Annotated in this window: 8 protein-coding genes; 6 read left to right on the top strand and 2 right to left on the bottom strand. The window is 71.6% G+C overall.

Features of this window, described 5'->3' with window-relative positions; all coding sequences use genetic code 11:
- Nucleotides 1-77 precede the first annotated feature (77 nt).
- Nucleotides 78-434: an antibiotic biosynthesis monooxygenase family protein gene (locus tag BLV24_RS16325; RefSeq protein ID WP_092683748.1), complete on the bottom strand. Its 357-nt coding sequence runs from the start codon at nucleotides 432-434 to the stop codon at nucleotides 78-80.
- Nucleotides 435-730: 296 nt separating this feature from the next.
- Complete coding sequence (locus BLV24_RS16320) at nucleotides 731-4513, bottom strand: galactose oxidase early set domain-containing protein (RefSeq protein WP_092683746.1); 3783 nt, start codon at nucleotides 4511-4513, stop codon at nucleotides 731-733.
- 806 nt (nucleotides 4514-5319) lie between these two features.
- Here BLV24_RS16320 and BLV24_RS16315 point away from each other — a divergent pair.
- From BLV24_RS16315 to BLV24_RS16290, 6 genes are all read left to right on the top strand, one after another.
- Nucleotides 5320-7008, top strand: coding sequence for a thiamine pyrophosphate-binding protein (locus BLV24_RS16315; RefSeq protein WP_092684013.1), 1689 nt, complete (start codon nucleotides 5320-5322; stop codon nucleotides 7006-7008).
- 183 nt (nucleotides 7009-7191) lie between these two features.
- On the top strand, nucleotides 7192-8082 hold the full coding sequence (locus tag BLV24_RS16310) for a response regulator (protein ID WP_092683744.1): 891 nt from the start codon (nucleotides 7192-7194) through the stop codon (nucleotides 8080-8082).
- A 514-nt stretch (nucleotides 8083-8596) separates the two neighbouring features.
- Nucleotides 8597-10264, top strand: coding sequence for a UbiA family prenyltransferase (locus tag BLV24_RS16305; RefSeq protein ID WP_245710617.1), 1668 nt, complete (start codon nucleotides 8597-8599; stop codon nucleotides 10262-10264).
- 4 nt (nucleotides 10265-10268) lie between these two features.
- Nucleotides 10269-10913 (top strand): GtrA family protein, encoded by a 645-nt coding sequence (locus BLV24_RS16300; RefSeq protein WP_245710615.1) that lies wholly within the window; start codon nucleotides 10269-10271, stop codon nucleotides 10911-10913.
- Nucleotides 10910-12388 carry an FAD-binding oxidoreductase gene (locus BLV24_RS16295; protein ID WP_092683742.1) on the top strand — a complete coding sequence of 493 codons (1479 nt, stop codon included), beginning with the start codon at nucleotides 10910-10912 and terminating at the stop codon, nucleotides 12386-12388. Before BLV24_RS16300 ends, BLV24_RS16295 begins: the two co-directional genes overlap by 4 nt.
- Complete coding sequence (locus BLV24_RS16290; RefSeq protein ID WP_245710613.1) at nucleotides 12385-13182, top strand: SDR family NAD(P)-dependent oxidoreductase; 798 nt, start codon at nucleotides 12385-12387, stop codon at nucleotides 13180-13182. Before BLV24_RS16295 ends, BLV24_RS16290 begins: the two co-directional genes overlap by 4 nt.
- Nucleotides 13183-13655 lie beyond the last annotated feature (473 nt).

Genomic DNA, 13655 nt, shown 5'->3' with positions numbered 1-13655 from the left:
TGGCCCAGTCGTTCACTTGGGGCGGGGCCCCGGGCGGCGCTTCGTGCGGCGCTCCGGGCGACGCGGGCCGGCGATGTTCAGCCCGGTTCGCCGTCATGCGCGGCGCGGCTGTCGGCGGGAGCCTGGTCGCGCGCCTCCATCCCATAGTCGCGGATCACCCCGGCGACCCGCAGGCGGTAGTCGGCGAACATCGCCCGCCGGCCCATGTCCTGGGCGCCGCGATGCTTCTCCACCGCCCGCCAGGCGGCGACCGCTTCCTCGTCGCGCCAGAAGGACAGGGACAGCAGCTTGCCGGGATGGGTCAGGCTCTCGAACCGCTCGACCGAGACGAAGCCGTCCTGGGCCTCCAGCAACGGGCGCAGGCCGGCGGCGACGTCCAGATAGGCCTCGCGGCGGTCCTCGCGGGGGATGACTTCGAAGATGACGGCGATCATGTGCGCTCCGTTTTCGGGCCGTGGGGCGCGGAGGCGGGGCGCGGGACGACGCGGCCCTCGGCGCGGATGAATGTCCCGGACCGGGCGAGACCGAAGGCCTCGCGCCCGATCCCATGGGTCTTCGGCCGACCGCGGCGCCGCTCATGGGCCGCGAGGCCGGGGACGAGCATAACCCGCAAACGGCGGAGGCCGAACCCTCTTGCGGCGCGAAACAGCCGATCAGGTCGGCGCCGCGCCGGGCGCCGGGCCTGCCGGGCTGAGGCGGGTGGGAAAGCTCCCCCCCGCCCCGGATCGGGTCAGATCAGTTCGATCACGTCGTTGGCCGCGCCGACGCCCTCGATCGCCACATTGCGGAAATAGGCCTCGACCCCCGTCCCCGCATCATCGTCGGCGGCCAGCACCAGGCGGTCGAAGGTTCCCGAGATCTCGGACAGGGCGATCTCGAAATACTCCCAGCCCTCGCCGATCGCATACTGGTCGTCATGGGTTCCGCGGCCCCAGTCCTGGGTCCCCGCGATCTGCCAGAAGCGCCACTGGCTGAGCGCATCGTCATTGTCGAGCCCGACGCCCATGATCTCGCCCTCGACATCCGAGCGGAACTCGAACCGCAGCACGCTGTCGGCGTCGACCTCGAAGGCGTCGAAGCGCACGCTCTTCCAGGTGTTGCCATCGAGCCGGACGCCGCTGGCGGTGGCGAAGGCGCGGGCGCCGGCGCTGTCCTGCGTCCCGCCATGGCTCGTGAGAGTGTCGTCGGGGTTGAGGATCTCGATATCGCGGAACGTCGCGGCGCCCGAGCCGTCTTCGTCGTCATCCGCCCCAAGCACAAGGTTGGCGAAGGTTCCGGCATAGGCTTCGCCGACCGCGATCTCGATCCGCTGCATGTCGCCGTCGCCGGTGTAGAGCGTCTCCCCGGCCAGCCCGACGAGGGACCCGTCCGAGCCGCCCAGACGGAACAGCTTGCCGGTGCTCAGCGACGTGTCGGTGTCGAAGCCGACGGCGGTGAGCTCGCCGAGGTCGTCGCTCGACATCTCGAAGGCCAGCACGGTGTCGGCGCCGATCGTGGCGTCGACCTCGATCCGTTTCCAGGCGTTGCCGGTCAGCGTGACCTCGCGGCCTTCGTCGCCGGGCGTCGCCGCGCCCTGGTCTCCGGTCCCCGCATGGGTGAAGACGCCGCAGACCACGCCGTCGACCTCGACCGGCGGCCCCTCCAGCAGGCGGATGTTGGAGAAGGTGGCCGATGCCGAGCCGTCGGCGTCGTCATCCGCCGCGAACACGATCCGGTCCGGAGCGCCCAGCGCGTAGTCGCCCAGACGGATGGCGTAATGGCGCGCGCCCGAGCCTTCGACATAGGTGTTGAAGTCGGTGCTGACGTCGATGGTCGGCTCGCCGGCCAACTGGAAGACCTTCTGCAGGTTGTTCAGCACGCCGTCGTCGTCGAAGCCCACCGCCAGCATCTCGCCCACATCGTCGGACGTCACGTCGAAGCTGAGCCAGGTGTCGGGGCCGATCGCGCCGGGCAGCGCCATCGACTTCCAGGCGTTGCCCGACAGCGTGAGCCGGGTGGCGCCGGCCGCAAGCTCCGCCACGCCTTCGTCCTGGCGCGGCGCGTAGCTGAGGACGGGCGTCATCTGGCCCTGCAGATCGAAAAGCTGCCGGCTTTCCAGCGTGATGTTGGAGAAGGTGGCGTTGCCCGAGCCGTCGCGGTCGTCATCGACCACGAAGACCAGGTCGTCCTCCCAGGTGGGCGACAGGGCGCCGACATGGATGTCGTAATGCACCGTGCCTCGGCCCGGATTGTAGTTCCGGTGCGTGTTGACGAAACTGGAATTGGCCGAGGAGCCGCCCAGCGAGATGATCGATTCCATCGTCATCTCGTTGTCGCCGTCGATGGCGACGCCGATGATCTCGCCCACATCGGTGGAGGAGAAGTCGAAGCTGAGCCAGTCGTCCTCCCCGATGGGGGCGTCCAGCGCCAGCCGCTTCCAGCCGTTGCCGGTGATGGTGACCGAGGTCCCGTCCCCGGAGATGACGGCCGACCCGGCATCCTGTTCTTCGTCGAAGGACCGCAGCTCCACCGGGGCGCCGTTGAGCAGCATCTCCTCGCCGTCGAGGAAACGGATGTTGGAGAAGGTCACGTCGGACGAGGCGTCGTCGTCATCGTCGGCGATCAGAACCAGCCTGGAGAAGGTCTCGCCCGCGAAATAGTCGCCGAGCGCGATGTCGTAGCTCTGCACCCCGCCGCCGGCGGTGTAGGAGAAGCGGTCGGCGATGCGGTTGACGTTCTGCGCGCCGCCCAGCACCAGCATGTTCCCGCGGTCGATGACGCCGTCGTTCTCCAGCGCCAGGCCGAAGAATTCGCCCACATCGGGGGCCTTCACGTCGAGCCGAAGGCGGGTGTCGGCGGTGATGTGCTGGCGGATGCCCACCGATTTCCAGGCGTTGCCGGTCAGCGTGATCGCGGTTCCGTCCTCGGAGACTTCGGCCGCCCCGGGGTCGTCGGCGGGGTCCGCGGGTTCGGCGGGCATGACCCCGGCCGCGCGGCCGTCCACGATCAGCTCCGGCGCGTCGAAGAGGGCGTCGAGCGCCGGATCGTCGAGGATCAGGTGGGAGAACAGGTCCCCTTCCGACGCCTCGGCCATGTCGAGCCGCATGGAGACCGCGACCGACGGAGTCTCGTTGGCGTCGAGCGCGAACAGCATGTAGGGCCCGGGCGTCAGCAGGCTGGTCGAGTCCGGCAGCTTGGCGACGATCGAGCCGTCCTCGCGCACGAAGAAGTCGAGATCGACGAAGCGGGTCTCCACGTCGATGGAATGGGTGGCGGAGCCGTGCTTGATGAAGGTGACGCGGCTGACGTCCAGGGGGCGGTCCACGGAAAAGGTGAAGACGTCGCCGGCGCTGATATGGGTCGGGGCCTCGAGGATCTCGATCTTGTCCTCGATCAGGGCGCCGCCGTCGTCGAACAGGTATTCGGGGTTGAAGCGCTGGGCGTTGAGGTTGGTGTAGGGCCCCGGCGCGCCGCCGCCGAGCGAGTAGACCGAGCCGTCGGGCAGCAGGATCGACGAGGAATGGTAGAGCCGCGGCAGATCCTCGGGGTCCGAGCGGGTGAGCTCGCCGGTGTCCGGATCGAAGGTCACGGCGTCGTAGGTGAACTTCTCGAAGCTCTCATCCTCGTTCGGTCGGTCGTTGCCGCCGGTGATCAGGACCGAGCCGTTGGGCAGCACCGCGAAGTTCGACCAGGCGCGCATGCCCTCGATGGGCTCGAACAGGGCGCCGATCTTCTCGAAGCTGACGCTGTCGCCGGAGATGTCGACGACCCAGAGCTTGCCCTTGAGGTCGATGGTCAGGACCTTGTCGACGTCGAAAAGGATGGCGGGCGATGAGTTGTCGGAGATGAACGGCAGCAGGCCGATTTCCTTCGCAGGCAGGTCCTCCTCCCAGGCGAAGTCGTAAACTTCCGGCCGATAGTTGTACCAGCCGATCAGCTTGCCGGCCTCGTTCATGTAAAGCTTGGGATACCACCAGCGGTTATTGGCCTGCTCACCTTCGAACAGCCCGGAATTTTCGAACAGGGTCGCGCCTTCCTCGGCGCTGTAGACCTCGGCATGGGGCGCGCGCAGGTAATGCGCGTCGGCGCCGCCGAGGATGTAGACGTCGCCGGTCGGGAGCGTCAGCGCCGAGGCGTAGAAGCGGGCGTAATGCATCTCGCCGGCGGGGTGGGTGTAGAGCTCGTGGGTCTCGGGGTCGAAGGCGGTGACATCGGTGATGCCCTTGTTGGGACGGCCCAGCGGGCGGGCGTCGCCGCCGACGATCAGAAGCTCTCCGGTGCTGCCCAGCGTGGTGACGATGGAGCAGAAGATGTCGGTGGCCGTGGTGTGTTCGAGCAGCTGGCCGGATCCGGTCTCGAAGCTCCAGACCGCGTAGTGCTGCTCGCCGCCCTGCATGCCGAGCTCGTCGGTGCCGAAGGTGAGCAGTTCCTGCTCGGCGGTCAGGATCACATGAATGGAGATCAGCGGCCAGTCGTCGAGCGGCAGCCATTCGCCGGGGAGGCCGGAGTCGATGGTTCCGGAGTCGATGGTCATGCTCATGGTCCTTGGCGGTCGCTGCGACCGCGGCGCATTCCGGCTGATGTCGGGCGTCCGCGTCCGCCCGCCGGAAGACGGGAGTCACACGATCTCCCTCCAGCCGGCGCGGCCGGTCGGCAGAAAAGAATCAGTAATCACTAAAAAATTATCACTCGGTCTGTGAGTCGATCAAGCGAGTCGCGCAATTGTTCTCTGTATTGGGCCGATTATGGCCGTCGTTAAACCATCGTGAATTTGTGTAATTGTGGAGTATTAGGGTGTGTTGTCCTGTCTATATCCGCTTGCATCCGGCTGTTTTCCGGCTGATGCGCTTTGTGAAGGTTGGAGAGTCCGCGCAAGCGCCAAGACGGCGCTGACGAGACTGTCGGCTGGGCGACCTGCGGAACTTGCTGAATTCAAGTGCGCGGGGATTGTTTGTGGGCGCTTGTTAACAATTAATAGATGAAACGTTTTGCGAATGCGCGCGCCGGACATGCTGACCTGACACCCCAAGAGGGCGCCGGGCGTCGTCTATGGAAACGGGATGATCGGATGAACGGATCCGGGAGGGTGTTCAGGCCGGTTGACCGAAGGCGACCGCTCTATTCGTCACCGCCGAGGCTTTCGATCCGTCGCCTTGAGCGTTCGAACGCCGCCGCCGCCGCCGCCGCCGGCCCCCGCGGCCCGGGGCGCTCCGCGCTGCGCCAGTCCCGCCGCGCCCCGTCGCGCTCACCTCTGCGCGAGCCCCATTCACGCGCCCCGCCCGGACGTGCACCATGCGGCCCGCGCGGGCCTTCCGCGCCGACAGAGACGAGACGCCCTTCATGTCCGACGCGCCCTCCGCCGCAACCTCCTCCCTCCCCGCCCCCGCCCCCGCGGCCCGGGCCGACACGGCGCCCGCGACCTCCGCCGACATCATCGCCCGGCGGCTGCGCGAGGCCGGCGTGCGCCACGCCTTCGGGGTGCCGGGCGGCGAGGTGCTGGGCCTGATCGCGGCGCTGGAGCGCAACGGCATCCGCTTTCACCTCGCCCGCCACGAGAACGCCGCCGGCTTCATGGCCGAGGCCGCCTGGCACGCCACCGGCGCGCCGGGCGTGCTGGTGGCGACGGTGGGGCCGGGGCTCGCCAACGCGGTCAACGTCACCGCCAACGCCCAGCAGGACCGGGTTCCGCTTATCGTCATCTCCGGCCGCATCCCGGAGGCCGAGGCCCTGACCTATTCCCACCAGGTGATGGACCACCAGGCCGTGCTCCGCCCCCTGGCGAAGGCCAGTTTCGAGGCCCGCGCCGGCGCCTGCGGACCGATGATCGACAAGGCCATCCGGCTGGCGCTCGACCCCCGTCCGGGGCCGGTGCATATCGACCTGCCGATCCCCGTGGCGACGGCGCCGGAGACGCCGCCCGCCGCCCCCCTGCGCCCCGCGCAGCGTCCGGCCGCCCCCGCGCCGGGGCCGGATCTGGACCGCGCCCGCGCCATGTTCGCCGCGGCGCGCCGCCCGGTGATCCTCGCCGGGCTCGACCTGCTGACCGAACCGGACGCGGTAGAGACCCTGCGCGCCGTCGCCCGCGCCCATGCGATCCCGGTGCTGACCACCTACAAGGCCAAGGGCGCGCTGCCCGAGGACGATCCGCTGAGCCTCGGCGGACACGGGTTGTCGCCGCGTTCGGACGCCATCGTGCTGCCGCTGCTGGCGCAGGCGGACCTGGTGATCTGCGCGGGCTACGACCCGATCGAGATGCGGGCCGGCTGGCGGGCGCCCTGGGACGCTTCCGTCGCGCTGGAATTCGCCGCCGCCCCCGACCGCCAGTTCCTGCACGCGGCCGCCCTGTCCTGGACCTGCGGGGTGGGCCCGGGGCTGGCCGCGCTGACCGAGGGGCAGGCGCCCGCCGAGAGCTGGCCGGGGGGCGAGCCCGCCGCCGCCCGCGCCGCCCTGGCCGAGGCCTTCGGGGCCCGTCCCGGCGAGGGCTGGGGGCCGGGCGCGGCGCTGCGGCTGCTCGACCGGATGAAGCCCGCAGGCACGGTGACGACGGTGGATTCGGGCGCCCATCGGATCCTGCTCAGCCAGGTGTGGACCTGCGACGCACCCGGCGCGCTGCTGCAATCCTCGGGCCTGTGCACCATGGGCTGCGCGCTGCCGCTGGCGGCGGGGACGGCGCTGGCGGCGGAGGGCGGGCCGCCGCCGCTCTGCGTGATCGGCGACGGCTGTCTGGACATGACCCTGGGAGAGCTGGCGACGCTGCGCGATCTCGGCCGGCCGGCGGTGGTGGCGGTGCTGGTCGACGGCTCGCTGGAGCTGATCGCGCTCAAGCAGCGGCGCGACGGGCTGGCTCCGGCGGGGGTGGCTTTCGGGCGCACGGACTACGCCGCGGTCGCGCGCGCGATGGGGCTGCGCGGGGCCGTGGCGACGGGGCCGGAGGCGCTTTCCGCCGCCTATGCCGAGGCGCTGGAAGCGCCGGTCCCCACCGTCATCGCCATCGAGATCCCGCCGGGCGCCTATGACGGGCTGATCTGAGCCGGAGGGTCCGACGCGCCGGACGCCTGCGGGCCGTAAAGGATTAGGCAATCATTGTTCCGCTATGAACGGAAGGCGCGGGAAAGGCCGCCTTCGCGTCAGGCGGCTTCGGACGGCCGGATGTCTCGCATAGGGGGGCGGCCCGATGCGTATGCGCGCGTTTGCTTTCGGACGGAGCACCCAATGGCCCGAGCCCTTCAGAGGATCACCTATGTCGAGGACGAGCCGGATATTCGCGCGATCGCCAACCTGCTGCTGACCCAGGTCGGCGGGTTCGAGACGGACATGTGCGCCTCCGGACAGGAGGCGCTGGACCGGACGGGGGATTTCAACCCGGACCTGATCCTGCTGGACGTGATGATGCCCGGGCTCGACGGGCCGCAGACCCTGGCCGGGCTGCGCAAGGACGCCCGGCTGGCGCGCACCCCGGTGATCTTCGTGACCGCCAAGGTGCAGGGGCGGGAGGTGTCGCGCTACATCTCCATGGGGGCGGTGGACGTGATCCCCAAGCCCTTCGATCCGCTCACGCTTCCCGACAAGCTGCGCGCCATCTGGGACCGGACCTGCGCCGCGCCTCCGGCCGGGGAGGACGCGGCGGAACGGGTGCTGGCGCTGGTCGAGCAGCATTGCCGCTCGCTCATCCGCCAGTCGGAGCATCTGCGTGACCTGCTCGACCGCGGGGTGCTCGGACCCGCCGCGGATGCGACGACGGACGAAGGCGGCGCGGCGGCGGCGACGAACGAAGGCGGCGCGGCGGCGGCGGGGACCGAAAGCGGGGCGCTGGCGGGCGACGTGGCCTCCATCGCGCACACCCTCACGGGCAGCGCGGGCGCCTTCGGCTTCAGCGAAATCAGCGAGGCCGCGCGGGCGCTGGAGACGGAGGCCGAGCGTCTCGGGGCGCTCGCGCTCGACCCGTCCTCCGTCGGCGGGGCGGCGGAAGCGGCGGCGCTGGCCGCGATGCGCGGGGCGTTCGAGCATCTGGCGAAGCTGATCGCGACGGTCACGCCGAGCCATTCGCGCCTGTACCGCGCGCGCCTCTCCCGGTCGGAGCGGGAGGCTGACGACGCCGACTGAGCGGGCGGCGGAAGCGGCGCCCGGTCTGGCACCGGCGGCGCGGGGGCGGCGGGGGCGGTGCCCGTGCGGGGACGACAAGGCCGGGCGTCGGATCGGCGCGGCGCGCAATGCCGGGCGCTGGATCGAGCCGGCACGCGACGCCAGGCGCCGGATCGGGCTGTCGCGCAATGCCGGGCGCTGGATCGAGCTGGCACGCGACGTCAGGCGCCGGATCGGGCTGGCGCGCAATGCCGGGCGCTGGATCGGGCCGGCACGCTACGCCGGACGCCGGATCGGACCGGCGCGCAACGCCGGGCGGCGGATTGATCTCGAGGCGAACCTCCATGCGTCCCGCGCGCGCGGTTCGGGGTTCGGGGTTCGGGGTTCGGGGGCGGCGGGCAGAGGCATCCAAGGGCTGTAAAGCTCCAGCTAGAAATGTTAATCGTCCCTGAAGCGCCCGCCCGGAGGTCGCGGCCTCGAACCTCGCGGCCCTGCGAACCGCGGACGGAAGCGTCGCGTTTTCGAAGGGTCCGCGATGTCCGTTTCAGATCGTTTGCGCGCCGATGACGCGGAGCCCGCCGTCCCGGTCGGCGGCGAGGCGCGGTCCTCCACCGCCGAGGACAACGTCGGCGATGGAGCGCCGTCCGGCGCGATGGGCGGCGCGCCGAGGGCCGCCGATGCGCCTCGCCCCGAACCCAACCCGGACCCCGACTCCAACCACGCCCCCGAGCCGGACGCCGGGTCGCACAGGGGCGTCGCGCTGGTCATCGACCTCGACGGCACGCTGGTGCCCGTCGACACGCTGCATGAAAGCGCCCTGGGGCTGATCGCGCTGGGCTTCGGCCCGCTCGCCGCCGCCGCGCCCGAACTGGCGCGGGCCGCGCGGCTGGGCAAGTCGCCGCTCAAGGCCCGCATCACCGACCGGGTGACCATCGACGCCGCCGGCCTGCCCTATCGCGAGTCGGTGCTCGACCTGATCCGGGAGGCCCGCGCCGCCGGCCGCTTCGTGATGCTCGCCACCGCCTCCGACCAGCGGGTCGCGGACGCGGTGGCCGCGCATCTGGGCCTGTTCGACGCGGTCGAGGGCTCCGACGGCACGGTCAACCTGGGCGGCCACGCCAAGGCAGACATGCTGATCGCGCGGTTCGGACGGCATGGATTCGACTATGTGGGCGACGCCCCGCGCGATCTGCCGGTCTGGGCCTCCGCCCGCCGGGTGATCACCGCCGGCGCCTCGCCCGGGCTGATCCGCCAGGCCGAGGCGCTGACCCGGCCCGAAACCGCGCCCGAGGCGCTGCATCTCGACCCCGCCTCGCAGGGGCTGGGCCGGATCCGGCCCTATATCCGCGCCATGCGCCCGCATCAGTGGATGAAGAACACGCTGGTGTTCCTGCCGCTGCTGGCCAGCCATCAGTCCGGCGCCGGGGCCTGGCTGACCGCGATGCTGGCCTTCGCGGCGTTCTCGCTGGTGTCGTCCTCGGTCTATTGCGTGAACGACCTGCTCGACCTCGACGCCGACCGGGCCCATCCGCGCAAGCGCTTCCGGCCCTTCGCCTCCGGCGCGGTGCCGGCGTTGCACGGGCTGTTGATGGGCGCGGTTCTGTTCTGCGGGGGCTTCGGTCTGGCCTGGGCGGTGTCGGACCTGCTGTTCGGCGTGCTCTCGGTCTATTTCGGGGCGACGCTGCTCTATTCCATGGCGCTGAAGCGGGAGCTGGTGATCGACATCTGCATGCTCGCGGGGCTCTACACCCTGCGGGTCATCGCGGGGTCGATGGCGCTGCAGCTCGAGGTGTCGCCCTGGATGCTGGCGCTGTCGGTCTTCCTGTTCCTGTCGCTGGCCGCGATGAAGCGGCAGACCGAGCTGGTGGACCTGGCCGCCGAGGGCAAGTCCGAGACCTCGGGCCGCGCCTACCGCGCCGACGATCTGCCGGTGGTCACCATGATGGCGATCGCGGCGGGCTATACGGCGGTGCTGGTGCTGGCGCTCTACATCTATTCGCCCACGGTGCAGCGGCTCTACATGTCGCCGCTGCTGCTGTGGGGGGCGCCGCCGATCCTGCTCTACTGGTCCTCGCGCATGGTGATGATCGCGCATCGCGGGCAGATGAACGACGACCCGGTGCTGTTCGCCATCCGGGATCCGCTGTCCTGGATATGCGGCGCGGGGATGCTGGCCTGCGCCATGGTCGCCAAGTGGTACTGAGCGGATGACGAAGCCCGGGGGGGCGCTGATGAGAGCGCGGGAAGTCGACGAGCGCCCCGGCGCCGCGCGCCCGATGCCGGATTACGCGCCCGGCGGATTGCGGGCGCCGCGCCGGCTGACGGGGCGCGAGATCGCGGTGCGCTACGCGGGCTTCGCGTTGCTGGCCATGCTGTGCAACCTCGGCGTTCAGCGCCTGGCGCTGGCGGCGCTGGGCCGGGGGGAGCCGGTGGCCTTCGGCTGGGCCCCGGACATGCTGGACTGGTTCCTTCACGACGTGCTGGCGGTTGTGCGCGCCGGCGGCGGCTGGCGGGCGGAGCTGAGCGGCCCGCTGGCGCTGAGCATCGCCATCGCCTGCGGGACCGGGGCGGGGCTGGTGCTGAAATACCTGCTCGACAAGCGCTGGATCTTCCATGACCGCAGCACCGGCGCCGCCGCCCATGCGCGGCGGTTCGGGCTCTACACGCTGATCGGGTTGCTGACCACGACGCTGTTCTGGGGGGCCGAGGCGCTGGCCTGGTCGATCTGGGGCACCAGCCTGGCGCGCGAAACCGGCGCGGCGCTGGGCCTGGTGGTGGGCTATGTGGTGAAATACCGGCTGGACCGCCGCTTCGTCTTCACCCCCTCCGACGCGACGGGCACGAGCCGATGAGCCGCGCGGGAGGCGGCGAGACGGTCGGGGATGGGGCGGCCCGGTCCGCGCCCGAGCTCGGCCCCGCGCCGCCTCTGCGCGGCGACCTGCCCGCGCCCGCGCCGCTGACCGGCTGGGGGCGGTTCCCGAGCGTCCGCGGCCACCTGCGCGCCCCCCGCGACGCCGCGGAGGCGGCGGCGCTGGTGCGGGGGCAGGGCGCGGGGCTGGCGCCGCGGGGGCTCGGGCGGGCCTATGGCGACGCGGGGCTGCCGCCCGCCGAGGGCCCGGCGCTGGCGCTGTCCACCGCGGGGCTGAACCGTTTCGTGGAGATCGACGAGACCGCGCCCCGCATCGTCGCCGAGGCGGGCGTGAGCCTCGCGGACATGGAGACCGCGCTGCTCCCCCGCGGGCTGTTCCCGCCGGTGGTCCCGGGCACGCGCTTCGTGACGCTGGGCGGGATGATCGCCGCCGATGTCCACGGCAAGAACCATCACGCGCCCGGCGGCGGCTCGTTGTCCGCGCATCTCGACTGGGTGGAGGTGATGGGGCGCGACGGCGGGGTCCGGAGGCTCGCCCCCGGCGATCCGGGCTTTGCGGAGACCTGCGGCGGCATGGGGCTCACCGGCCTGATCCTGCGCGCCGCCCTGCGCCTGCGCCGGGTCGAGACCGGCTGGCTGCGGCAGGAGGCGATCCCGGCGCCCGATCTGGCCGCGGCCATGGCCGCGATCGAGGCCGCGTCGGGCTGGACCCATACCTCCGCCTGGATCGATTGCCTGGCGCGGGGGGCGAAGCTCGGTCGGGCGCTGGTCTACCGGGCCGAGGACGCGGCCCTGGCGGAACTGGGCGCGCGCGAGGCCGCCGACCGCTGGGCGCTGGGCCGGGCCGCCAAGCGCATCGGCCCGCCGCCGGATCTGATCCCCGGCTTCGCGCTGAACGCGCTGACGGTGCGGGCGTTCAACGCGCTTTACTGGCGGGCCGGGCTGCGGGCTGCGGCGCGCGGGGGGGCTCGGGGGGGAGCGCGGGGGGGGGCGCTGACCCCGTGGAGCGCCTGTTTCCACCCGCTCGACGCGGTGCTGGGCTGGAACCGCATCTACGGGCGGCGCGGTTTCGTGCAGTTCCAGTGCGTGCTGCCGCCCGAGACCGCCGAGGCGGGGCTGCGCGCGATGCTGGAGACGGTCTCGGCCTCCGGGCAGGGCTCGTTCCTCGCGGTCCTGAAGCTGTTGGGAGACGGGCAGGGGGCGCCGACCTCGCTGGCCTTTCCCCGCCGCGGCTGGACGCTGGCGCTGGACTTCCCCGCCACCGACCGCGCCCTGCGGCTGGTCGCCCGGCTGCGCGCGCTGACCGCGGCCCATGGCGGGCGCCTCTACCTCGCCAAGGACGCGACGCTGACGCGGGCGGAGCATGATGCGCTCGATCCCCGCGCCGCCGCCTTCCGGGGGGCGGAGGCCCGCGACCCCGCCTTTCTCACCGAGCTTGCCAGGAGACTAGGTCTTTGACTTCCCCCGCGTCCGCTTCGCGCGCCTCCGCTTCCCCCGCGTCCCCCCGAACCCCCGCCGAGACCCGGCCCGCGCTGATTCTCGGCGCCCGGTCCGACATGGGCCGCGCCGTGGCGCATCTGCTGGCGGCGGAGGGGCGCCCGATCCTGCTCGCCGGCCGCGACGTGGCGGCGCTGGAGCGGGACGCGGCCGACATCGCCGCCCGCCACCGGGTCGAGGCGCGGGCGCTGGCATGGGACGCGGCGGATCTGGCGGGCCATGCCGCCTGGCTGGACGCGCTGCCCGAGACGCCGGGCGTGGTGCTTTCGGCGGTGGGTCTGCTGGGCGATCAGGAGGCGACGCAGGAGGACCCGGCCCGGATCGCGGAGATCGTGACGGCCAATTTCACCGGCCCCGCCGTGGCGCTGGAGGCGGCAGCGGTCCGGCTCGCGGCGTTGCCGGGGCCGACGGCGGTGATCGGCATCGCCTCGGTCGCCGGCGACCGGGGGCGGGCGCGCAATTACTGGTACGGCGCGGCCAAGGGCGGCTTCGCCACGATGCTTTCGGGCCTGCGCCAGCGGTTCGCGGGGACCGACCTGCTGGTGATGACGGTGAAGCCCGGCTTCGTGGCCACGGCGATGACCGAGGGCATGGACCTCCCCGCCCCCCTGACGCTGACCGCCGAGGCCCAGGCCGAACTGATCGTCCGGGCCCTGCGCAAGCGCCGGGCGAAGGTCATGCACTGGAAATGGGCGCTGCTGATGAGCGTGATCCGCAACCTGCCCGAGGCGATTTTCCTCCGCACCAGGTTCTGAGGCGCGGATCCGCCCGCCTCCCCCGGCTTGGCCGCGATGCGGAGCCCGCGCGGGTCCGGGCGGCGCTGCGGGACATGGAGACCGCCGTCGCGCCCTCCGAGGCTTCGCCACAGGAGAGGCGCGCCGCAGCCGGGCTGCGGGCTCAGGCCCTGCGCCGGGCCGGATTGTCGCCGGATTGTCGGTGAGGGGGGGAGCGAGAGGCGGGGGGGGGCGGCGCGGCGGCGCTCCGCCATCCCGGCGTCTCGTCTCGGGAAAGTCCTGCCTGATGGTGCGGTTGAGAAGACTCGAACATCGATATATGGGGTTCCGAGGCGTTCTGTAAAAATCTTAAGCGTATGAAATTTATATGTATGGCATTCCTAAGCGGACCGACGCGGGCTAGAGCGGAACCCGACCTGATTGAATCGCAGGGGATTCGCCTCGGGGTCTCGGTCTGATTCAAGGTGTCTGCCGGGGACGGAGGCCGGCGGATA

Origin of the sequence: Albimonas donghaensis (genome assembly GCF_900106695.1) — a bacterium.
Taxonomy (GTDB): domain Bacteria; phylum Pseudomonadota; class Alphaproteobacteria; order Rhodobacterales; family Rhodobacteraceae; genus Albimonas; species Albimonas donghaensis.
The sequence above is the reverse complement of the archived record's forward strand: the minus strand, read 5'-3'. Positions and strand labels throughout refer to the sequence as shown.

Coding starts and splice junctions, on each gene's coding strand:
- BLV24_RS16320 (WP_092683746.1), bottom strand. CDS start 4,513: ATGACCATCGACTCCGGAACCATCGACTCCGGCCTCCCCGGCGAATGG.
- BLV24_RS16300 (WP_245710615.1), top strand. CDS start 10,269: ATGACGAAGCCCGGGGGGGCGCTGATGAGAGCGCGGGAAGTCGACGAG.
- BLV24_RS16310 (WP_092683744.1), top strand. CDS start 7,192: ATGGCCCGAGCCCTTCAGAGGATCACCTATGTCGAGGACGAGCCGGAT.
- BLV24_RS16315 (WP_092684013.1), top strand. CDS start 5,320: ATGTCCGACGCGCCCTCCGCCGCAACCTCCTCCCTCCCCGCCCCCGCC.
- BLV24_RS16305 (WP_245710617.1), top strand. CDS start 8,597: ATGTCCGTTTCAGATCGTTTGCGCGCCGATGACGCGGAGCCCGCCGTC.
- BLV24_RS16295 (WP_092683742.1), top strand. CDS start 10,910: ATGAGCCGCGCGGGAGGCGGCGAGACGGTCGGGGATGGGGCGGCCCGG.
- BLV24_RS16325 (WP_092683748.1), bottom strand. CDS start 434: ATGATCGCCGTCATCTTCGAAGTCATCCCCCGCGAGGACCGCCGCGAG.